At 75.7% G+C, this 21,983-nt stretch carries 16 protein-coding genes; 7 read left to right on the forward strand and 9 right to left on the reverse strand.

Going from position 1 to position 21,983, the window contains the following annotated elements; genetic code table 11:
• Positions 1-67: 67 nt before the first annotated feature.
• Positions 68-490, reverse strand: coding sequence for a hypothetical protein (locus tag ACWDRR_RS01350; RefSeq protein ID WP_449770102.1), 423 nt, complete (start codon positions 488-490; stop codon positions 68-70).
• Positions 491-863: 373 nt separating this feature from the next.
• Here ACWDRR_RS01350 and ACWDRR_RS01355 point away from each other — a divergent pair, with 373 nt between their 5' ends.
• Complete coding sequence (locus ACWDRR_RS01355) at positions 864-1,628, forward strand: hypothetical protein (RefSeq protein WP_449770103.1); 765 nt, start codon at positions 864-866, stop codon at positions 1,626-1,628.
• A 109-nt stretch (positions 1,629-1,737) separates the two neighbouring features.
• On the opposite strand, the gene ACWDRR_RS01360 is transcribed toward ACWDRR_RS01355, so the two are convergent.
• Positions 1,738-2,769, reverse strand: coding sequence for a saccharopine dehydrogenase NADP-binding domain-containing protein (locus ACWDRR_RS01360; protein ID WP_449770104.1), 1,032 nt, complete (start codon positions 2,767-2,769; stop codon positions 1,738-1,740).
• Positions 2,770-2,870: 101 nt separating this feature from the next.
• Between ACWDRR_RS01360 and ACWDRR_RS01365 the strand changes: the two genes are divergently transcribed.
• Positions 2,871-3,818, forward strand: coding sequence for a helix-turn-helix domain-containing protein (locus tag ACWDRR_RS01365; RefSeq protein WP_449770105.1), 948 nt, complete (start codon positions 2,871-2,873; stop codon positions 3,816-3,818).
• Positions 3,819-3,849: 31 nt separating this feature from the next.
• Here the strand turns inward: ACWDRR_RS01365 and ACWDRR_RS01370 are convergent, their stop codons facing one another.
• Entirely contained in the window at positions 3,850-4,503 is a 654-nt protein-coding gene (locus ACWDRR_RS01370) for a response regulator (RefSeq protein WP_449770106.1), read from the reverse strand.
• Positions 4,500-5,693 (reverse strand): sensor histidine kinase, encoded by a 1,194-nt coding sequence (locus tag ACWDRR_RS01375; RefSeq protein WP_449770107.1) that lies wholly within the window; start codon positions 5,691-5,693, stop codon positions 4,500-4,502. Before ACWDRR_RS01375 ends, ACWDRR_RS01370 begins: the two co-directional genes overlap by 4 nt.
• 132 nt (positions 5,694-5,825) lie before the next feature.
• Here ACWDRR_RS01375 and ACWDRR_RS01380 point away from each other — a divergent pair, with 132 nt between their 5' ends.
• On the forward strand, positions 5,826-6,788 hold the full coding sequence (locus ACWDRR_RS01380) for an SDR family NAD(P)-dependent oxidoreductase (RefSeq protein WP_449770108.1): 963 nt from the start codon (positions 5,826-5,828) through the stop codon (positions 6,786-6,788).
• A gap of 153 nt (positions 6,789-6,941) precedes the next feature.
• On the opposite strand, the gene ACWDRR_RS01385 is transcribed toward ACWDRR_RS01380, so the two are convergent.
• From ACWDRR_RS01385 to ACWDRR_RS01395, 3 genes are all read right to left on the reverse strand, one after another.
• The gene (locus ACWDRR_RS01385; RefSeq protein WP_449770109.1) at positions 6,942-7,583 is read right to left on the reverse strand and encodes a hypothetical protein; all 642 of its coding nucleotides are present in this window, start codon (positions 7,581-7,583) and stop codon (positions 6,942-6,944) included.
• Positions 7,584-7,793: 210 nt separating this feature from the next.
• A complete protein-coding gene (locus ACWDRR_RS01390) occupies positions 7,794-8,228 on the reverse strand; it encodes a VOC family protein (RefSeq protein ID WP_449770110.1) in 435 nt (144 codons plus the stop codon).
• A gap of 200 nt (positions 8,229-8,428) precedes the next feature.
• Entirely contained in the window at positions 8,429-9,427 is a 999-nt protein-coding gene (locus ACWDRR_RS01395; protein ID WP_449770111.1) for a ricin-type beta-trefoil lectin domain protein, read from the reverse strand.
• 278 nt (positions 9,428-9,705) lie between these two features.
• Between ACWDRR_RS01395 and ACWDRR_RS01400 the strand changes: the two genes are divergently transcribed.
• The 3 genes from ACWDRR_RS01400 (at position 9,706) to ACWDRR_RS01410 (ending at position 16,657) form a co-directional block, all read left to right on the forward strand.
• A complete protein-coding gene (locus tag ACWDRR_RS01400; protein WP_449770112.1) occupies positions 9,706-10,314 on the forward strand; it encodes a sigma-70 family RNA polymerase sigma factor in 609 nt (202 codons plus the stop codon).
• Positions 10,311-11,903, forward strand: a complete 1,593-nt coding sequence (locus tag ACWDRR_RS01405) for a hypothetical protein (protein WP_449770113.1) — start codon at positions 10,311-10,313, stop codon at positions 11,901-11,903. Before ACWDRR_RS01400 ends, ACWDRR_RS01405 begins: the two co-directional genes overlap by 4 nt.
• Positions 11,904-12,094: 191 nt before the next feature.
• Entirely contained in the window at positions 12,095-16,657 is a 4,563-nt protein-coding gene (locus ACWDRR_RS01410) for an FtsK/SpoIIIE domain-containing protein (RefSeq protein ID WP_449770114.1), read from the forward strand.
• A gap of 51 nt (positions 16,658-16,708) precedes the next feature.
• On the opposite strand, the gene ACWDRR_RS01415 is transcribed toward ACWDRR_RS01410, so the two are convergent.
• Together ACWDRR_RS01415 and ACWDRR_RS01420 are read right to left on the reverse strand one after the other, a co-directional pair.
• Positions 16,709-17,011, reverse strand: a complete 303-nt coding sequence (locus ACWDRR_RS01415; RefSeq protein WP_360634883.1) for a WXG100 family type VII secretion target — start codon at positions 17,009-17,011, stop codon at positions 16,709-16,711.
• A gap of 46 nt (positions 17,012-17,057) precedes the next feature.
• On the reverse strand, positions 17,058-17,867 hold the full coding sequence (locus ACWDRR_RS01420) for a hypothetical protein (protein WP_449770115.1): 810 nt from the start codon (positions 17,865-17,867) through the stop codon (positions 17,058-17,060).
• Positions 17,868-18,130: 263 nt separating this feature from the next.
• Here ACWDRR_RS01420 and ACWDRR_RS01425 point away from each other — a divergent pair.
• Positions 18,131-21,983: putative T7SS-secreted protein (locus ACWDRR_RS01425; RefSeq protein WP_449770116.1), on the forward strand; the 3,853-nt coding region annotated here is incomplete at its 3' end.

Genomic DNA, 21,983 nt, shown 5'->3' on the forward strand with positions numbered 1-21,983 from the left:
CAAGCCCGGTTTCCGCTCCCCGCCGCCGAACCCCGGGGCGGAGCGCGCACCCTCGGCAGGCGGCCGGCTAGTCGGCCGTGCAGCCCCAGTAGCCGATCTCGACCGGTTCGCCGTCGCGGTACAGGGTGGTGCAGTGGCCGATGCCCCGGCCGGGGAAGGGCAGGGCCGCGGTGCCGAGCGCCTCTTCCCAGCGGGCGCGTGTCGGCCGCCCGTCGGGCGCCCAGCGGCGCACCTCGTGGTCGGTCAGCGGACGCACCATGGCGAGGTCGTCGTCGGCCCCGGCGTCGAGGGCGGCGTAGAAGTCGAGCACCGTGCACGTGCCGCCGGTGAGGATGAACTCCCGCCAGTCGGCGTCCCCCCACAGCTCGGCGATGTCCCGGCCGGGGAACCCGTGGTCGTCCTTCGCCAGCTCCTCCTCCTGGGCCTGTCTCAGCGCCGCCGCCGGATCGGACCGGTACGGCCCCGTCCCCGCCCACTCACTGCCACCCATGCCCAGGACCTCCCCGTATCTCGCCCGTTCGACTCTCCGCCGCAGGTTAACGGGGGCCACCGACAGCGTGATGACGAAAGGTCAGTCACCTTTGCCCGACGCTACGGTAACCGTACGGTGGTGATCGACGTGAAGCGCCGGGCGCTCGCTGCGGGGGCCGACCGTCCTCCTCCCCGCGGGGTTGATCCACACCAGTGGGGCGAGAGGGTAGGCGTGCGCCCCGGCGGGTGTTCGCCCTCGTCGCCGACGGTGTCGACGCGCTCGGGAGGCGTGGCCGGCCGCGAGGTCCTGGGCAAGGGGTGCTCGCGTTGTTCATCCGTTGTCCACGCAGTGGTCCAGACCAGGAGGGCGGGATCGTCGATAGCATCCGCGCGTGACCAGGGAGACCACGCAGGATGCCCGGCCCGAGCCGCGACGGCCCGGAGTGGCGCGGCTGTTGGGGCTGCTGCTCTGCTCGGTGCTGCTGACGGCGGACGGCTGGCTGGTCGGCCGGGGTGCGGCGCGGCTGAGCGCGGTCGGCGGTTGCGGCGACGGCGAGCAGCGGGCCTGCGAATCGGCCGACCTCTGGGCGGGCCTTTCCGTCCCCCTCGGCACGATCCTGGGCATGGTCCTCCTGGTGGGCACCGCCTTCGTGCTGGCCGCCGACGGCTCCTCCTCGGCGTCCTCCGACCTCCCGATCGGTGCGGGCACCCTGCTCGGCGTGGTCTGCCTGCTGGTCGGCATCGCCCTGGGCGCCGACAGCACGAGTGGATGGCTGCTCGGACCGGCCGCCCTGGTCGCGGTGATCGCCGCCTGGTCGGCGCCGGCGGAGGCCCGCCGGCGCCGGAGGATCCTCGCCGGGGAGCGGGAGCGGGCCGAGCGCGCCCACCGTCTGGAGCGGTACGGGGTGACGGTGGTCGGCACCGTCCTGGACCTCCGGGGCACCGGCGTCGTCCTCAACGACTGCCCCGAACTGGTCGTCACCGTTCGCTACACCACGGCCGGCGGCCCGGAGTACACCGAGTCGTTCACCGAGACGTTCCCCGTCTACGACGTACCGCGCCGGGGAGAGCTCCTCGCCCTGCGCTACGACCCGCAGGACCCGCGCCGCCCGGAGCCGGCTCCCCGGGCCGCGGCCTCGGACACCACCCCGGGCTGAGGCCCCGCGGGCCGACCGCCGGGGTCAGTGCGGCCGGGGCCGCCCCGCCGGGATCAGTCCGGCAGCGTCAGTACGGCCGGGTCCGTCCGGCGGCGTCCGTCCGGCGGCGTCAGTGCGAGAGCTCGACCGACAGGTACGGGCCCAGCGCCCGCAGGAAGTCCGCCGCGTCGAACATCGCGCCGGCCGAGGCGACGCCCGTGGTGCGCGTCCGTCCGGTCAGGACGCGGTCGACGGCCTCCACCGCCAGCGGGGCGGTGATGGCGTAGATGTCCTGGCCCGTGGCCGTGGCGCGGCGCTCGACGCCACCGGCGGCGACCAGGACGTCGACCAGGAAGGTCTGGTCCGATCGCCCCAGGTCGTCGACCGGCTCGGGCGCCGGCGTGTCCGCCCCGGCCAGGTCCCCCGCGGCCTCGACGGTCATGTAGGTGCGGACCTCGGGCACGGCCAGGTGGCTGGGCAGGGTCACGACGTCGGCCATCGTGAACTCCCCGATCACCGTGCGCCGGCCCAGCGGTGCGGGGAAGGGCCACTCCTGCTGCCACGGCTTGTCGTCGTGGTACTGCAGCGCGCCGTCCGCGAACCTCACCCGACGGCCCGCGCGGCGATCGTGCGACACCTGCCCGGCCTCCCGGGTGCCGGGCGTGGGGTGCCAGCTGTCCAGCCCGTAGGCGACGTGCACGGCGTCCGCGGACGTCCACTCGCCCATCACCGCGGTCGCCAGCAGGTCGCCCAGGCCCCCGTAGAAGGCCATCGCCGGGACCACCGGGACGCCGGCCTCGCGGGCCGCGTCCGCGTAGTCGGCGAACATCGTGACGTTCGCCTCGATCTCCGCCGCGACGTCGATGTACGGGATCCCCGCGCGCAGGGCGGCCTCGACGACCGGGCCGCCCGTCACCGCGAACGGTCCGGCGGCGTTGACGACGGCCGCCGCGCCGGCGAGGGCGCGGTCCAGCGAGGCCGGGTCGTCCACGGTGGCTGGCCGGGGCTCCACGCCGGGCCACTCGGCCGCCAGCGCCTCCAGCTGGGCCGCGTTGCGGCCGGAGACGATCGTGGTGTAGCCGCGCCTGCGCAGCTCCGCGACGACGAAGCGCCCGGTGTGCCCCGTTGCTCCGTAAACCACCACTGCAGCCGTCGTGCTCATCGTTGCTTCCCCGTTCTCGTCGTCCTGTTGAGGACAAGTCTTCTCGAAGCCGGTGCCGGGGCGTGATGGTCCGGAACGACAACACCCGTACACTTTCGGACATGCCCACTGTCGCGCTGCCGACCGCCGGTCACCTGCTCCACTTCGAACTGGCGGTGGCCTACGAGATCTTCGGCAATCCCCCGCGCGAGGCCACGGACGGCTGGTACGACGTGCTGCTCTGCGGGCCGGGGCCGGTGCGGGTCGGCCCGTTCACGGTCGAGCCGGACCACGGGCTGGACCGCCTGGTGGAGGCCGACACGGTGATCGTGCCCGCGTGCGCCGACATCGACGAACCGCTGCCGGCGGAGCTGGTCGAGGCCGTGCGCGCGGCCCACCGGGCGGGCGCCCGGATCGCCTCGCTCTGCACCGGGGCGTTCGTGCTCGGCGCGGCGGGCCTGCTGGACGGCCGGCGGGCCACCACCCACTGGGCCCACACCGGGGAGTTGAGCGCACGTCACCCGCTGGCCGTGGTCGACCCGGACGTGCTCTACACGGACAACGGCAGCGTGCTCACCTCCGCGGGCAAGGCCGCCGCCGTGGACCTCTGTCTGCATCTGATCCACCTCGACCACGGCGCGGGCATCGCCAACTCCGTCGCCCGCCGCCTCGTCATGTCGCCCCACCGGCCGGGCGGCCAGGCCCAGTTCGTGGCGACGCCGGTGCAGGCGACGGGCGACCACGTGCTGTCCAACGTGCTCGCCTGGGCCCAGCAGCGGCTGGACCGGCCGCTGACGGTGACCGACATGGCGCGGAAGGCGAACACCAGCCCGCGCCACCTCGGCCGGCAGTTCCGCGCGGTGCTCGGGCAGACGCCGCTCCAGTGGCTGCTGAACCAGCGCGTGCGCCGCGCCCAGGAGTTGCTGGAGGCCACCGACGAGAGCATCGAGGCGGTGGCGCTCGCCACCGGGATGGGGACGGCCACCACGCTGCGCCGCCAGTTCAAGCGGATCGTCGGCGTCCCGCCCAACAGCTACCGGCACGCGTTCCGCAGCGCGAACCCCGGCTGACCGGTCCGGCTCTCCCGGAGCGGGCCGCGGGTCAGTCCGGAGTGACGCCGGTGAGGACGGCGAGTACGGCGAGACGGATGCGGTTGTCCCGGCCCGTCTTCGCCATCAGGCTCGCGACGTGCGTCTTCACCGTGGTGACCCCGAGATGCAGCCGGTCGGCGATCTCCTTGTTGGACAGGCCCACGCCGAGCAGGCCGAGCACCTCGCGCTCGCGCGGGGTGACGGCCGGCACCGGGAGGTCGGTGGGGGCGTCGGAGGAGGAACGGGCGCGCAGGGCCTGGGCGACGAGGCGGTCGAGGATGTCCCGGCTGAAGGGGGCCTCCCCGTTGGCGGCCCGGTGCACGGCGTCCAGGAGTTCGGCCGGCGGGGTGTCCTTGACGAGGAAACCGCAGGCGCCGGCCGCGAGCACCGGATACAGGTGGTCGTCGTCGTCGAACGTGGTGAGGGCGACGACCCGGGTGGCGGGGCGCGCCGCCAGGATGCGACGGGTGGCCGTGATGCCGTCCATGCCGGGCATTCTCAGGTCCATGAGGACGACATCGGGGGCGAGGCGTTCGGCCAGTCGTACCGCTTCCGCACCGTTGTCCGCCTCGCCCTGGATCTCGATCCCCGGAGCCTGCTCGAAGAGCATGCGCAGCCCCATGCGGACGAGCTGCTGGTCGTCGACGACGAGGATGCGGATCACAGCTGGGGCTCCATGTCGGGTGCGAGGGAGGGCAGTTCGGCCGTGAGGCGCCAGCCCCGGGCGGTGGGGCCGGCATCCAGTCGGCCGCCGAGCAGGTCCACGCGTTCGCGCATGCCGATCAGGCCGTGTCCGGACGGGCCCGGGGCCGGTGGCCGGGTTCGGCCGGCCCCGTCGTCGTGGATCGTCACGTGGACGGTGTCCCCGGCCACCCGCACGGCCAGCTCGGCGCGTGCGCCGGGCCCGCCGTGCTTGGCGGCGTTGGCCAGGCCCTCCTGGGCCAGGCGGAGGACCGCGAGGCCACGCACCGCGTCGAGCCCCGCGACCCGGGGATCCACGGAAGCGGTTACCGCCAGGCCGGTCCGGCGGCCGTGTTCCACCACCGACTCCAGTGCCGCCGCCAGTGCGCCGGGCGAGACCAGGGAGCCGGTGTCGGGGCCGGTGCGGTCCGGGGCGCGCAGGACGGCCACCAGGCGCCGCAGGTCGGTCAGTGCGGCGCCCGCGCTGGAGTGCAGGTCGTCGAGGACTTCGGTGATCCGCGGGTCCGTGGTGCTGGTGGCGGCGACGACGTGCCGGGCGACACCGACGCGCAGCACCATGGAGGAGACGTGGTGGGCCACGAGGTCGTGCAACTCGCGCGCGATGGTGGTGCGCTCCGCCGCGCGGGCGGTCAGCAGCTGTTGTTCGGCGCGGAGTTCCTGCTGTTCCGCGCGCTGACGGGCGTGCACCGCGGCGTCGCGGGTCACGCGTACGTACGCGCCCAGGAGCAGTGGCAGGCCTGCGACGACGCCCGTCTTGTAGAGCACCGGGAGAAGGTCGCCGGGCAGGTCCGCGAGGCGGTTCACGGCGACGGCGAGCGCCAGGGCCGCCGCCCCGAGGGCCGGGTGGCGCCCGGGCCGGCGGACCGCCAGCTCGAAGAGGGTCACGGCGGCCAGCACCTTCAACGACGCAACGGTGCCCGCGTCCAGCGCGTGGGCGACGACGAGCAGGACCGACTGCGCCAGGAGCGCGCCGAACGCCCACCTGCCCGCGGCCAGGCACAGCACGAACCCGGCTGCGGCAAGGCCCCGGTCCTGCGCTCCGGACGGCCGCTGCAGCAGCAGCAAGTCGCCCATCAGCAGGCCGGCGAGCGCCAGGACCCGTACCGCGGCGAATCTCCCGTCGAAGACAAGCTCGATCCAAGATCGGTTCACCCGGCCCACGATAGGCGGGCGCTGGGGCTCCCGGGGTCCTGCCGTGGGAGGAGGGGACCTCCTCCCACCGGCCGCGAGGTCCGGCCCGAGGGGGGAGCCGCGGGCCCGGGGCGGGCTGCCAGTGTGCTCGGCATGGAGACGAATGCGAACACGGAGACGGGTACCGACTCGCGGGCGAATGCCGCGGTCACGGGGCGGCGGTCCCTCCTCGCCGGTGCTGCCGCCCTGGGCCTGGCGGGCGCGGCCTTCGACACCACCGCCCGTGCGGTCGGCGTCCAGTCCAGGCCCCGCACCAAGGCCGGCCGCTTCCAGGGGAAGTCGGTGCTCATCACGGGTGCCACATCGGGTATCGGCCGGGCGGCGGCGAAGGCGTTCGCCGGGGAGGGTGCCCATGTCGGATTCTGCGGCAGGCGGGCTGACTTGGGGCGCCAGGTGGAAGCGGAGATCCGGGAGGCGGGCGGCGAAGCCACGTACATCCAGGCCGATGTCCGAACAGCGGCCCAGGTGCAGAGTTTCGTGGACCGGGTCGCGAGCCGCTACGGCGGCATCGACGTGGCCTTCAACAACGCCGGCATCGGTGCCGGCAAGCTACCCCATGAGATGAGCGTCGAGGAGTGGGACGACGTCCAGGCCACCAACGCCCGAGGCGTGTTCCTCGCGATCAAGTACGAGATCCCGCACATGCTCAGGGCGCAGCGCGGCGTCATCATCTGCACGTCGTCGTCGGCGGCCGAACAGGCGCGGCCGAACAGCGCCGCCTACACCGCGAGCAAGCGGGCGGTGCAGGGGTTGGTGAAGTCCGCGGCGCTCGCGTACGGGCCGAAGGGAATCCGGCTCAACGCCCTGCTGCCCGGTACCACCGACACCCCCTTCGTCCGCCCGCCGGGGATCCCGGACGCGGACTGGGCCGGGTACAAGCAGGCGTGGGGGCCGCTCAACGTCGACGGTCTCGAACGGATGGCGGACGCCGAGGAGATCGCGCGCGCGGTGCTCGGGCTCGCGTCCGACGACTTCCCCTACATGACGGGCGCCTCGGTCACCGTGGACGGTGGAAGCACCGCGGGCCGGAAGATGATCCAGCCGAGCGGTGGCTGAGGTCGGTCCCTGACCCCGTCGTGCCCTGCTGACCGCCGCCGGCGGCCGTACGGGGCCGGCCGGTGCGGGGCGGCCTCCGCCCGCACCGGCCGTGCCGCGCCGGGGGCCCGTACCCCGCCGAGCGGCCGGGGGCTTTCGGGCCCGGCCCGGCGGCTACTCCGGCGGCGTCCACCGGCCGAGCAGCTTGCGGACCTCCGTGCGCAGACGGAACCAGCCGCCGGCCCCCGCGACGGCGCCGGCGACCAGGGCGGCCACGGTGTGGCCGATGAGGGCGAACAGCGGGTGGTCGGCGATCTCGCCGGTGCGCGGGCTCATCCACATCGACAGGCGGTGGCCGTCCGGGTGGGCGTCGGAGTCGCGCCGCTCGGTGCGCCCGCCGCCGTCGAAGGTCCAGCGGTAGACGCAGGTGTGGTGGTCGAAGCCGATGGTGTCGGGGGAGTCGAACGAGCCCTCCAGCCGGCAGTCGGTGACCTCGGCGGTGATCGCCTGCGGGGTGCGGACCCAGTCCCGGATGCCGGTCGCGGCGATGTCCGCCGCCGACGCGCCGAGCCAGAGGGCGAGGATGAGCAGGAAGGTGGCCACCGTGCCGAGCGAGATCCGGTCGCCGCTCGGCAGGCCGAACGAGGCCCCCACGGCCACCAGCAGGCCGGCCGCGCCGGTGATCCAGAGCGGCAGGACGGGCAGCGGGGCGAGCGGCGACCCCCAGGACCAGAAGAACAGCGCCCCGCACACCGCGCCGGTCAGGGCTCCCGCCACGGTGAGCGCGCGCCAGTGCGGCGAACGGTCCTCTTCCATCGGATCCCCCTCCGGTGCCGCCGAGTTCACCGACCATGCTGCCCCGGGCCGGTACCGCCGGGCCATTCGCCGAGCGCCCGGAGGAGGGTGAGGGGACCGGCGGACCGAAGGCCGGTGCCGAGCCCGGGTGGTGCTCAGAGAGGGTTCGACCGGGCGTCCCGGGGCGGCGGACCCTTCGGCGGGTGCTGCCGATCGACGGCGGGGAAGCCCTCAGTCGAGGCAGAACTCGTTGCCCTCGACGTCCTGCATCAGGAGGCACGACTCGTTCTCGCCATCGGCACGCAGGAGTTGGCCGCGTACCGCGCCGAGCGCGACGAGTCGTGCGCACTCGGCTTCGAGCGCGGCCAGGCGCTCCTCGCCCACCAGCCCGGTGCCGACCCGCACGTCGAGGTGGACCCGGTTCTTGACGACCTTGCCTTCGGGAACGCGCTGGAAGTACAGCCGCGGGCCCGCACCCGAGGGGTCGTTGCAGGCGAACGACGAGCCCTGCCGCTCGGGCGGCAGCGTGCGGTGGAAGTCGTCCCAGCTGGCGAACCCCTTCGGTGGCGGCGGTACGACGTACCCCAACACCTCGCACCAGAAACGGGCGACGCGCTCGGGGTTCGCGCAGTCGAAGGTGATTTGGACCTGCCTGATCGACGCCATCGGTCCATCGTAGGGGCGGGCCCTTCGTCCCGTCCCCTCCCCGGGCCTGCCGCCGGCCGGTTGTTGCGCCTGCGGCCGACTCCCGGCGATGAACGGGACCTCGGGCCGGGGACGCGCCGAGTCCGCCCCGACGGCGGCGGCCCCGACGACGGCGGGGCGGCCGGGGTCGGGGCGGCCGGGGCCGGGGCCGGGGCGGCGGATCAGCGCACGTACCACTTCTGGTTGGTGGTGCCGGCGCAGTCCCACAGCTGCAGCGGGGTGCCGGCCCCGGTGCCCAGGTCCTTGGCGTCCACGCACTTGTTGGCCTGCGGGTTGACGAGGTCGCCGGCGCCGGAGAGGACGAACCGCTGGGCCGGGCCGTTGTTGCAGTTGGCCACCTGGATCGCCGCGCCGTTGGCCACGGACCCCCAGGCGACGTCCATGCACAGGCCCCCGGCGCGGACCGTGCTGTCGGAGCGGAAGTCCCAGGTCTGCCACGCGCCACCGGCGCAGTCCTGGAGCTCCAGCCGGGCGCCGTCCGTGACGTTGCGGGCGGTCGCGCCGATGCACCGGTCGGAGGCCCGGCCGGCGATCGGCCGCCCGGGCGGCGGCGGTGCGACCACGGGTGCGGGCGGTGCGGCGGGGGCCGGCGCCGCCGGTGCGGGGGCTGCCGGCGCGGGTGCAGCCGGAGCCGGAGCGGCCGGGGCCGGCTGGGCCGGGGGAGTGGACTTGGCGGCGGCGGGCGGTGGCGCGGCAGCGGCCGGAACGGTGCGGTACACGGTCGGCGCGGGTGCGCCCGGGGCCGGTGGCGCGGCCGGCTGCGGCGCTTCGGCCTGGACGGTGACGGTCGCGGCCGGTTCGGGCGCGGGCTCCGCCGGCGGGGGAGCGGTGGCCGCCGGGTCCGCCGGGGCCGGGGCGGTGGTCTCCGGGGCGGTCGTGGCCGGCCCGGAGGGGGTGCCCGAGGCGGTGTCGGCGACCAGCGCGGGACCGGCGGCCGCGGGTGCCCGGTGCGGGTCGTGGCCCGGCAGTTGCGCCGTGCCGAGCGCGACGGCCCCCACCAGTGCGGCGGCCACGGCGGTCGCGCCCCAGACCCGGGCACCCGGTACCAGCCCCCGGGGTGGTGAGGGGGTGCGCCGGGTGAAGGTGTCGGCGAAGCGGTCGGCGGATTCGAGGCGGTCGGCGGACTGCGGTCGCGTCGATATCGGGTCGGACGGGGACACCGGGGGCCTCCAGGGAGTGTGCGACGGCGGACGGAAGGGTCCCCCGGCAACACCACGGTGATGTGAACTCCCCCTGCGCGAGAGGTGACGATTGGTCAACTCGGCGACCAACTTATTCGGTTGGGCACAATTGCGTGAACTTCTGTTCACTCTGTGATGGGTTGGTGGCCGAGTGGCACCACTACCGTGACCACCGGTCGGGGCTGCGCGTCACGCGCATGACAGGGGGCTCCGCCGCTGCCGCTCGTCGCGCGATCAGGGAAGAGAAGAGCAGTGTCATGGAGTACAGCGACCCGACGGCCCACCGGCGGCCCGAGGGTGGGCCCGAACGCCTGTCCGCCGAAGGACGGTCGGTGCCCGACCCGCCCGGCCCCGACCGCCGGGCCGAACTTCTGCTGGCCGAACGCGAGAGCCTCCAGCGGTTCATCGCGGGCCTGATCCGTCAGGACCCGTACCACGTGGAGGACATCGTCCAGGAGACGCTGCTGCGCGCCTGGCAGGCGGCCGACGGTCTCGACTGGGACGACCGGCCGATCCGGCTCTGGTTGTTCCGGGTCGCCCGCCGCCTGGTCATCGACGACTGGCGCAAGGACCGCACCGTCCCGGTCGGCATCGCGGCCGAGGGCTTCCCCGCCGTCGACGCGGCCGCCGACCAGACGGCGCAGGTGCTGGACCGTCAGGTGCTGGTCGAGTCGCTCCGCTCCCTCGACCGGATCCATCAGGAGGCCGTCGTGCACGTCCATCTCTTCGGCCAGGCCGGGGCCGACGCGGCCCGCGCCCTGGGCATACCGGGCGGGACGCTGAAGTCCCGTACGCACTACGGGGTGCAGGCGCTGCGCCGGCACCTCGCCGACCGGGGCGTCCTCGCCCGGGGAGTCGCCTCGTGACCGCCGCACCCGCCGCGACCCTCGCCTTCGCGGTGCCCCGGGGCGTGCCCGGGCTGATCGGCCTGGGCGGGCTGCTGCTCCTGCTCGCCGTCCTCGCCCACCTCGCCGTGCGGCGCGGTGGCGGGTGGCGGGCGGCGCGGCGCCGGGCGCGCCGCGAGGCCGCCGCCACGGCGGCCGCGTTCGCCGCGCCCGTCCGGGCGCACCTGCGCTTCCGCCGTGACGTGCGGCTGATCCTCCGGCTGCTGGGCGGCCGGCCGGGCTGGGCCGACGCGGAGCGGGCGGTGCTGCACGCCGGGCTGGTCCCGGGCGTCCGACCGTACGCGGCGCTGCTCGGCCCGGCCCTGGTGGGGGTGCTGGTGGCCTGCGGGCCCGGCACGCCGCCGCGGCCGCCGGAGCCCTGGGTGGTGGACGACGCCGACCCGCGGCTCTGGTGGATCGCCCGGGAGGAGGTGACCGCGGCCCCGACCGGGGCGGGGCGGCCCGCGCCGCTGCTGGCCGTCCTGGGCACCGACGGGCGGCACGCCGTCCTGCTCGACCTGGCCGACGGGCCCGTCGTCGTGGAGTTCGGCGGCGAGCGGGGCCTGGCCCGGGCGGTGCTCCAGTCGGTGGCGGCCCAGCTGGACACCCGGCTGCCGGTCGGCGCGGTCACCGTCGCGGCCGGCGTCCACCCCCAGCACCAGGGCCCCGAACCGGCCGCGGCCCTGGTGGCGGCCGAGCGGGCGGCCGCCGGCGGTCACCCGGCCTTCGCGGTCTGCGCCACGGCCACGGTCGTGGACGAGGACCGTCCGGCGGCCGGGGTCCGCGTCCTGACGCTCGGCGGGGCCCGCGGCACCGCCAGGCTGCTGACCGCCGACCGGGACGGGCTGCGGCTGCGGGGCAGCGGGCTGCGGGTCGACGCCGTGGCGCTGGCCAGGGCGACCGCACGGATCCTGCCGAGCCTGCCGCCCCACCCCGCGTTCGACGCCGCCCCGGCGGACGACGCCGACCTGGTCGAGCCGGACCTGGCCGGGCCGGAGGCGGCCGAGCCCGCCCCGGACGAGCCGGACCTGGTGGAGGAGCCCGACCCGGCCGCGGCCGCGCCTCCGGCGCTCGGGCCGGCGCCCCTGCCGCCCGCCCCGGCGCCCGCACCCGCCGCGCCCGCCCCCGTCGTCCCGGCGTCCGTCGATCCGGTGCCACCGGCACTACGGGTACCCCCGGCGCCCCCGGTACCGTCGGCGCCCCCGCCGGCCGAGGACCCGGTCCCGTTCCGGGTCGGTCCGGTGGCCCCCGACCCGGACTGGAGCAGCCCGCCGCCGGCCGCCTGGCAGCGGTTCGCCCCGCGCACACCCGGCGCGGACGAGGCCGCGGCCGCCGCACCCGCCACTTCGGACCCGGACCGGCCGGGCGCCGTCGACCCGGTGGCCTCGGGCGTCCGGAGCCGGCTGGGCCGGCTGAGCCCGGTGAGCGGCCCGGACGAAGGGGCCTTCGGCCCGGTCCGGGCCCCGGCCGCCCCGCCCCCGGGCGAGCTGCCGGAGGAGCAGGACGACGACCTGGCCGAGCCCGACCGCGCCCCGCGCGGCCCCGGGGTCTCCGCCGCCGTCGCGGACTGACCGACCGGGGCGTCTCCCGGCCGCCCCGGTGTCCACCGACCCGCACCCCGCCCGCACCCCGCCCGAGCCCGCCCGCACCCCGCCCGAGCCCGCCCGCACCCCGCCCGAGCCCCGACCCCGTCGCCGAGTCCTCGTCGCAGCGCCCGCCGCCGCCCCGACCCCGTCGAGCCCGACCCCCTGGAGAACACCCGGTGAAGCTCACCGTCACCCTCGTCGACGCCGCCGAGCGCCGCCGCGACCACGTACTGGACCTGGCACCGTACGCGACCGTCGGCGAGCTGGCCGCCGCGGTGGACCGCGACCCGCCCGGGGGGCTGCTCCCCCGTGAGGAGGCCGGCCGGGCCGGTGGGGTGGAGGCGTTCCTGGCGGAGGAGGGCTCGGCCCCGCCGCGCGGACTCCACCTCGGGGCCGCACCGCTGGACCCGGAGGCCCTGGTCGCGGAGTCCGGGGTGGTCGAGGGCAGCGTCCTCGGGCTCGGCGCGCCCGTGGAGGCCCCGGACCGGATCAGGGTCCCCCCGCCGGACGGGCCGTCCGACGGTCCGGCGCACCTGGAGCTGCACCTGGTGTCCGGCCCCGGGGCCGGGCGGACCTGGCGGCTGGGGCCCGGCAGCCACGAGATCGGCTCGGACCCGGCCTGCGCCGTCCGGCTGCGCGGCGCCGACGTCCCGGCCGGCGGCCTCTGGCTGACCGTCGGCCAGGACGGCTCCGCCACCTGGCACCGGACGGCCGGCGCCCCGGGCGAGGTCCGCACCTGCACCCCCGGCCCGCCCCCGGCGCACGGCGCCGAACCCGCCGCCGCACCCGCCCCGCGGCCCGGGGCCGTCACCGCCTGGCCGCTCGGCGGTGACATCACCGTCGGCGCGGCGCTGCTGCGCCTCGTCGAACCCGTCGAGCCGGACGCCGCCGTGGTGCCCTCCGCGGACGGCGTCGGCGTGGACTACAACCGCCCGCCGCGGATCGCCCCGCACCTGGACGCCGAGCGGCTCCGGCTGCCGCTGCCCCCCACGGCGCCCGCGCGGCGCCCGTTCCCGCTGCTGCTGATGCTGGCGCCGGTGGTGCTGGGCATGGTGATGGTCGCGGTCTTCCACTCGTACTTCTACCTGGTGTTCATCCTGTTCAGCCCGGTGATGGCGCTCGCCAACTGGATCGGCGGCAGGCGCAGCAACCGCAAGCAGCACGAGCAGGACGAGGCCCGCTACCGGGCCCGCCGCCGGACGCTGGAGCAGGAGATCCGCGCCGCGGCCGACCGCGAGCGCGAGGTGCGCGGCCTGGCCGGGCCCGACCCGGCGACGGTCGGGCTCACCGCCGTCGGCCCCGGCAGCCGGCTCTGGGAGCGGCGCCGCCGCGACCCCGACCACCTGGTGCTGCGGCTCGGCACGGTGGACCAGCCGTCCGTGAAGGAGCTGGACGACCCCGCCCGCGACGAGAACCACCGGGCGGTGCGCTGGAACATCCCCGACGTGCCGATCGGCGTCGAGGTCGCCGAGCACGGCGTGGTCGGCGTGGCGGGCACGGAGGAGCCCGTCCAGGCGCTCGCGCGCTGGCTGGTCGCCCAGGCCGCCGTCCTGCACAGCCCGCGCGACCTGCGCGTGGTGGTCCTCTCCGACCGGGCCCGCGCGGACGGCTGGGCCTGGGTTCGCTGGCTGCCGCACCTGCGCCCGGCGGCCCCGGGCGGCCCGCTGGTGTCCGTCGGCAACGACCCCGAGTCGACCGCGAACCGGATCTCCGAGCTGGTCGCCCAGATCCAGGCCCGGCAGCGGGTGCTCGGCTCGTCCATGGGCAAGGCGATGTTCAACGAGCCGGACGTGCTGGTGATCGCGGACGGTGCCCGGCAGCTGCGCGAGGTGCCCGGGATGGTGCAGGTGCTCACCGACGGCCCCCGGGTGCGGGTGTTCAGCATCTGCCTGGACACCCAGGAGCGGCTGCTGCCGGAGGAGTGCAGCACCGTCGTCCTGGCCGCCGGCCACCGGCTCACCGTCCGCCGCACCGGCGCGCCCGACCTCACCGACGTCCGCGCCGACCTGGTCGACGCCGACTGGTGCGAGCAGGTCGCCCGGGCCCTGGCGCCGGTGCGCGACGTCAGCCCGGAGCACGACGCCGGGCTGCCGCAGCAGGTCAAGCTGCTGGACCTGCTGCGGCTCGAACCGCCGGACCCGGACCAGCTGCTGGCCCGCTGGCGCCGCCGGCCCGCGTCCACCGCCTTCCTGCTCGGCACCGGCTACGACGGGCCGCTCACCCTGGACCTGGTCCGCGACGGCCCGCACGCGCTGGTCGCCGGCACCACCGGCTCCGGCAAGTCCGAGCTGCTCCAGTCCTTCGTCGCCTCGCTGGCCGCCGCCAACCGGCCGGACGAACTGACCTTCGTCCTGGTCGACTACAAGGGCGGCTCGGCGTTCCGCGAGTGCGCCGAACTCCCGCACACCCTGGGCATGGTGACCGACCTCGACGCGCACCTGGTGGAGCGCGCGCTGGCCTCGCTCGGGGCCGAACTGCGCCGCCGGGAGCGGCTGCTGGCCGATGTCGCGGCCAAGGACCACCCCGAGTACCGCTCCAAGCGGCTCGCCGATCCGGCGCTGCCGCCGCTGCCCCGACTGCTGCTGGTCATCGACGAGTTCGCCACCCTCGTCCGGGAGGTGCCGGACTTCGTGCCCGGGCTGATCGGGATCGCCCAGCGCGGCCGCTCGCTCGGCATCCACCTGGTGCTCGCCACCCAGCGCCCCTCCGGCGCCGTCACCAGCGACATCCGCGCCAACACCAATCTGCGGATCGCCCTGCGGGTCACCGACTCGACCGAGAGCCAGGACATCATCGACACCTCCGAGGCCGTGCACATCCCCGCCTCCGCCCCCGGGCGGGCGCTGGTGCGCCTCGGACACCGCTCCACCGTGCCGTTCCAGGCCGCCTGGGCCGGCGCCGCCCGGCCCGGGGCGGACGCCCGGGGGCCCGCCGCCCCGCCGCGCCGCGCGGGCGGGGCGGTGCGCGCCGTCGAGCTCTCCTGGTCCGGACTCGGCCGCCCGGTCTCGCTGCCGGCGGTGGACGTCGACCCGGGCGCGCCCGCCGCACCGGCCCCCACCGACCTGCAGGCCCTGGTGGCCGCCCTGCGCGAGGCCGCGGCCGGGCTGGACGACTTCGTGCCGCAGCCCAGCCCGTGGCTGCCCGCGCTGGCGGAGGAGGTCCGGCTCGACGAGGTGGCGGCGCTGCTGCCCGCGTACGAGGGCGGCGGCATCCCGCCGATCCCCTACGCCCTGGAGGACGTGCCGCAGCTCCAGGAGCGCCGGGTCGCCACCGCCGACCTGGCCACCTTCGGGCACCTCTACGTGATCGGCGCCCCCCGCTCCGGCCGGACGCAGGTGCTGCGCACCCTGGCCGGTTCGGCCGCCCGCACCGCCTCCTCGGCCGACGTGCACCTCTACGGCATCGACGCCGCCGGCGGGGGCCTGGCCGCGCTCACCGCGCTGCCGCACTGCGGGGCGGTCGTCTCGCGGCACGACCTGGAGCGGCTGGAGCGCCTGCTGCACCGGCTCACCGTCGAGCTGACCAAGCGTCAGGAACTGTGCAGCGAACGGAACGCGGCCGGTCTGAACGAGCTGCGGGCGGTGCTGCCCAAGGCCGAGCGTCCCGCGCACATCCTGCTGCTCATCGATGGCTGGGACGCGCTGGCCGGTCTGCTCGACGACCACGACAACGGACGGCTCGCGGACGTCGTCACCCGGCTGCTGCGCGAGGGCGCGGCGGTGGGGATCCACGTGGTCGCCAGCTCGGAGCGCTCCCTGCTCGGCGGCCGGCTGGCCGCGCACAACGACCACAAGCTGCTGCTGCGCCAGGGCGACCGCAACGACTACCAGCTGGTCGGCCTCTCGCCGAGCAAGGTGCCCGGCGCGGTGCCGGCCGGGCGCGGCTGGCACGTGCTCAGCGGCACCGAGACCCAGGTCGCGCTGCTCGCCCCCGGCGCCGGCGGCCAGGAGCAGGCCCGCGCACTGGCCGAGATCGGCGTCGAGACCGCCCGTCGGGACGCCAAGGTGCCCGCCGCCCGGCGGCCGTTCCCGGTCGCCGCGCTGCCCCGGGCGGTCGACTTCGCCGAGGCCTACGAGACGGTCGGGGCCGAGCTGCGCCGCCCGATGTGGGGCCTGCTCGGGCTGGGCGGCGACGACGCGGGCCCGGTCGGGGTGGACTTCGCCGGCGCCTCGGCGGCGTTCGGGGTGCTCGGCCCGCCCGGATCGGGCCGCAGCACCGTCCTCGCCTCACTGGCGGTCTCCCTGCTGGCCGGCGGCACCTCGCTGGTGGTGCTGACCCCGCGGCACTCGCCGCTGCGGGCGCTGGCCCGGCACGCCCGGGCACGGGTGCTCACCGAGCCGGACCCTTCGCCGCAGGACGTCCAGGCCGCCCTCGACGGGTTCGACGGCCCCCGGGTGGTGGTGGTCGACGACGCCGACCTGCTGGCGATGCCGGCCTGCGACCGGATCCTCAAGGAGATCGCCGCGTTCGGCCGCGACCGCGGCCTCGGTCTGCTCTACGCCGGACCGGCCGACGCCCTCCAGGTGGCGATGGGCAGCTGGGTGACGGCCGCCAAGCGGGCCCGCCGGGGGCTGCTGCTGGCGCCCAAGAGCCTGCAGGAGGGCGACATGATCGGCGTCCGGCTGCCGGTGCACCTCATCCGCACCACCCCGTCGCTCGGCCGCGGCTGGACCACCGGCCGGGCCGGGGAGGCGATGGCGGTCCAGGTACCGCTCACGGTGCTGCGCGCCGAGCAGTGAGCACGCGGCAGGGGCCGGGACGGGTGTCCCGGCCCCTGCGGGGTGCTGGTGTCACTTGCTCTCGCGCAGGCTCGCGGCCATGTCCTGGTCCATCTGGTGCATCTGGTCCTTGATCTGCCGGAACTGCTTGGCGAAGCCCTTGATGCCGTCCATGGCGGCCAGCAGGCTGGTGTTGAACTTGTCGTACGCCTCCTGCATCGCGGGGCTGGACTGCTGGAACACCATGCCGTCGCCGAGCAGGCCGTTCACGTCGTTCTTCAGGTCGTTCAGCATCGGCACGATGTTGTCGCTGGCCGAGTCCAGCCGGCCCGAGGTGGCCTCGATCTTCTCGAAGTCAAGGGAGATGTTGGGCATGGTCGTCCTCTCGAAGGGTGGTGGGTGACCGTGGCCGGAGGCCGGGTCAGTACATCGTCGGGGGGTCGTAGTCCGGGTCCGGCTCGGGCGGGCCGCCGCCGGTCTTCTGCCACTCCTGGCCCGGTCCGCCGCGGTGGTACTCGGTCTTCACACCGTCGTTGTCGGTGACGGTCATGTCGCCGCTGCCGTCCTCCTGGAGGTGCGTCTCGGCGTGGTTCTTGGTGCCGTCCGCGTACACCGTGTCGGTGGTGAAGGAGCGGCCGTGGTCGGTGTAGCTGGTGGTCGAGGTGTAGGACTGGCCGTCGTGGGTGACGGTCGTCTCCTCCTTGATCACGTTGTTGTCGCCGTCCAGCGTCAGGTGGGTGTGCACCGAGCCGTTGGCGGTGTCGATGGTCTGGTCCAGGGGCGGCGCGCCGGGGTCGGTGGCCTTGCAGAACTCCGGGACCGTCCCGTCCGGGCCGGGGGTGCACTGGTCGGCGTGGGCGTTGCGGTAGTCCCAGGCCGCCTTGTCGTTGCGCCAGGCGTCCAGGCCCATGTTGGCACCCATCACCCCCAGGCCGTCGGCGACCTGCGCGTCCACGTCGAAGTAGCCGTCGGCGACCGCGCCGAAGACGTCGCCCAGCTGCTTGAGGTGGTCCACGGCCCGGTTCATCGGGTCCTTGGAGAGCCGGTAGAGGCTGCGGAAGCCGTTGGTGACGTTCGGGTCCCCGAACACGGCCTGGGCGTCGCCGAGCTTGCCCGAGCCGTACTGGGAGAAGAGGCTGTCGTGCAGCGTCGGCGAGATCCGGTCGGCGAGGTTGTGCAGGTCCTTGCGGGCCTCGTGGAGGATTCCGTAGTCCATCGAGAAGTCGGGCAAGAGATCCCTCCGGTCGGGTCGGCGCACCATGCTGCTGCGCCCGGACCACGTCCGAACCCCGGTCCCGGTTCACCGCGCCCCGCCGGCCCGGCACGCGCCTCCGCCGAGCCGTCGCCGGGCCGTCGCCGAGCCGCCGTGGGCCGCCGTGAGCCGTCGTCGACCGCGGTGAACCGCCGGGGCCGTCCGCCCGTGGTCAGGCGGGAGTGCTCCGCACACGGCGGGGGGCGTCCCGCCCGCGAGGCCGCGTACGGAGAGGACCCGAGATGGCTCAGCGTCCGACCGACTGGACCGCGATCGGCCTGAGCGGCGACCCCACGCCGGGGGACCCGGACCGGATGGACGAGGTGCAGCGCTCGCTGGCCGACCTCGGCCGGGTCGCCCGGGAGATCGACGACGCGCTGGACGCGGTGCTCAACAAGACCGGTGACGGCGCGTTCGTCGGGCAGACCGCCGAGGCGCTCCGCGACAAGATCAGCGGACCGCTGCGCGGCTTCGTCCAGTCGGTGGCCGACGCCTTCGAGAACTCCGCCCGGGCGCTGACCACCTACGCGGGCGTGGTGCGCGACCAGCAGTGGCGCGCGGACAACGCGCTCTCCCAGGGCCGCGGCCTGGCCAAGGACGACTCCCGGATGGCCGAGCTGACGAGCACGGCCCGGCAGGCCGGCACCGCCCAGGACGAGGCCGGCCGCACGGCCGGCAGCGCGCTCAGCAGCGCCGCCCGGGGGATCAAGCAGCCGGTCTCGGACTGCGATCTGTTCTGGGAGGCCTTCCAGTGGCTGGCCATCGCGCTGATCCTGCCCGCACTGATCTTCGGCGGTCCGATCGCGCTGATCGCCATCGGCGCCAACCTCGCGATCTTCGTCAAGACGGCCGTCGACTTCGCCCAGGGCAAGGCCAGCGCGCTGGACCTCTTCCTCTCCGGCCTCGGCATGATCGCACCGACCACCAAGGGCATCCCGCTGCTCAAACTCATCAGCGCCGGGGCCAAGTTCACCTGGGCCGGGATCAAGGGCGTCGGCCAGACGGTGAGCAACTTCTTCCGCGGCGTGTTCACCGGCGGCGGCCTGCACGGCTTCCGGTTCCTGCCGGGCCTGTGGGACCTCGCCAGGATCACCGGCAGCTGGATCAAGTCCGGCGGCCTCTGGGTGAAGAGCACGATCACCAACCTGCCGCACCTGGCGGGCGTGACCTTCCGCGCCGGCGGCCTCGCCGTCATCCAGGGCGTCAAGAGCCTGCCCGGCCTGGTCCGCGGCCTGCCCGCCGGCCTCGGCCGGTTCGGCACCGCGTCCTGGAACTTCGCCCGGGCCGAGCTCGGCGGCACCAAGTGGCTGCGGCTCTTCCTGCCGGTCGACGCGGCCGAGATCGGGCAGTTCGGGCTGCGCGGCGCCCTGCGGATCGGCTTCTTCGAGCGCGGTGTGCTCGGCAAGTTCCGGTTCGGGGCGCCCCTGCTGGGCACCGCCGGGCGCACCGCCGCGGCGATCCCCGTCCCGCCGCCGCTGCACCAGGTGGACGCGCTGGTCGACCTGCCGCGTGCGGACCTCGCGAAGGTCCGGCTCGGCGACTGGTCCGGACCGCGCGGCCTGGACCTCCCGCACCTGGAGCCCGGCGGCCTCGGGCTCTCCTTCTCCCGGCCGCCGACCTTCGGCATGCACACCGGGTTCGCCGACCAGCTCTCGTTCGCGCCGCACGCGGTGCGCCAGCTGGACGCCCTGCTCGACATCCCGGTCCGCGAGCTGCACTCCGTCCGGATGGGCGACTGGAGCAACCTCACCGTCACCCCGGGCGGCCTGCACCTGGACACCGGCCTCGGCGTCAGCGCCCACCCGGGCGGCCTCGGGACGGGGGCGGGCGTGCACGCGGGTACGCCCGGCAGCCTGCACCTGCCCGGCACGCTCGGCAGCGTGCAGCCGGCCCCGGTCCACCTCGCCGACGTCACGACGGGCGCGGGGACCGGCGCCGTCCACCCGCCGTCGGTGCAGACCCAGACGATCGGCCTGCACCAGCCGACCACCGGGGTCGGCACGATCGGCACGGGCGCCGTGCACACCGTCACCCCGCACATGCCCGCCGTGCACACCGCCGACCTGTCGGCCACGACCACCCAGCTGGCCCCGAGCACCCAACTGCACCCGCCGGCCGTGCTCCAGCACACCGGCGGCCTCACCCCCGGCGTCACCGTGCCGGGTACGTCCGTCCCCGGCCTCGGCACGGTCGGCACCCCCGGCACGCAGCTGCACGGCGCGCTGGACCTGCTCGCCACCGGCTCCCCGATCAACCGCGCGGACGCCCCGGTGTTCGGCACCGGCGCCCACCTCGGCGACCACAGCCGCAGCGCCCTGACGGCCAATCAGGTCAACCTGCACCTCTCGGAGTTCGCGCCGCCGAGGGTCACCGTCGCCCCGCCGGTCGTGCTGCCCGCCATGCACACCGTCACCCCGCCCGCCACCGGCTCCCTCGGCCGGGTGGACGACGCCCTCGGCCTGCTCGACAACGGCTCCCTGGCCCGCACCCAGCCGCCGACCTCCCTGGTCCAGGCCCCGACCGTGCACACCCCCTCCGTCCACACGCCCTCCGTGCACGAGCCGACCCTGCACCCGCAGACCGGGCACGCCCCGGCCCCGGTGGCCCTCACCCCGGCCCCGACGCCCCCGGTGCACACCCCCGGCGGCCCCGGACTCCCGCACGGCCCCGGCCCCGAGCGGCTGACCGGAGCCCAGCTCGACCAGCTCTGGCGCGAGCAGAGCGACCGGGTGGTCGCCCTGTTCGGCCACGCCGACGACCCGGGCCGGACGGCCCGCCTCGACGCCTGGGCCGACCTCACCCTCGCGCGCCACGAGTTCGGCCGGGCCGAGCGGCTGCTGGCTGACCTGCACGCCCGCCCCGGCTCCGGTTCGCGGCCCAGCCCGGTGGTGATCCACGCCCAGGCCTCGGTGGACGCCGCCGCCCAGCGCCTCGACGACAGCCTCGACCGGCTCGCCGCGCTCGGCGTCGACCCGGCCAGGATGGACCAGGACCTCGCCCGGCTCACCGCCGACAGCCTGCGCGAGCGCCCCCGGCTGCTCGGCGGTGCCGAGACCGGCGGCGGCGTCCCCCCGCTGCAGGGCCAGCCGCACGTCCAGCCCCAGGTCGTGCCCCAGCCCCAGCCGCACGTCCAGCCGCAGCCCCACCCGCACGGGCAGGCCCAGCCGCAGCCCGTGCCGCAGCCCGTCGTGCTCACCCTGACCGACAGCGCGGCGGGCGGCCCCAACGGCTGGCGGATCGAGACCACCACCGTCAACGGCGGGCAGGTCCACCGGGTGCTGGACGCCCACGACGTGCCGGACCCGACACTGCGCCCGATCGCCCGCCCCGGCGGCGGCTTCGACCTCCACAACGCCCATCTCGGCAGCGTCCAGAGCTACGACGGAACCGGCCGGCTGGTGGCCGAGGACCTCCCGCTCACCGGCCCGGACGGCGCACCGGTCGGGCAGCACGTGCACATCGACTTCGACGGCCAGGGCCACCCGACCTACCGGGTGCACGACGTCAACGGCGTCATGGGGCTCGACGTCCACCCCCGCCCGGGCGGCGGCTTCGACCTGCGCGACCCGGCGACCGGCGGACACCGCGGCTTCGACCACGGCGGACAGTTCGTCGAGGAGGGCCGTCCACTGCTGGTCGCGGGCGGCGTGCCGCTGGGGCCGGTGCTGCTCCTCGGTCACGACAACGGGGTGATCACCCGCGCGCTGGGCGGTGCCGGCCACCACGAGCTGACCGTGCTGAACGGCGGGGCCGGGCTGCGGGTCACCGACCCGGTCACCGGCCGCTCGGTCCGGTTCGACCTCGACGGCGGGTTCCAGGGGGAGAGCCTGGCGCTCGGGGACGCGGCGGGTCTGCGCGGGACGCACTTCGTGGTGCCGCAGGGCGGCGGTCATGTGTTGACGGACGCGGCGGGTGCCCGGTTGCCGCAGCCGGTGACCACGTTGGCGGACGGTACGGTGCGGTTGACCGATCTCGGGACCTTCCGGTCGGTGCGGTACGGCGGTGACGGTCTCCAGGTGGAGAGCGGTCTCGCGTTGGCGGACGTGAACGGTGTGCGGGGTGTCCACTTCCTCACCGACGGTGCTCCGCACCGCC

The sequence above is a fragment of the Kitasatospora sp. NPDC003701 genome (assembly GCF_053587085.1).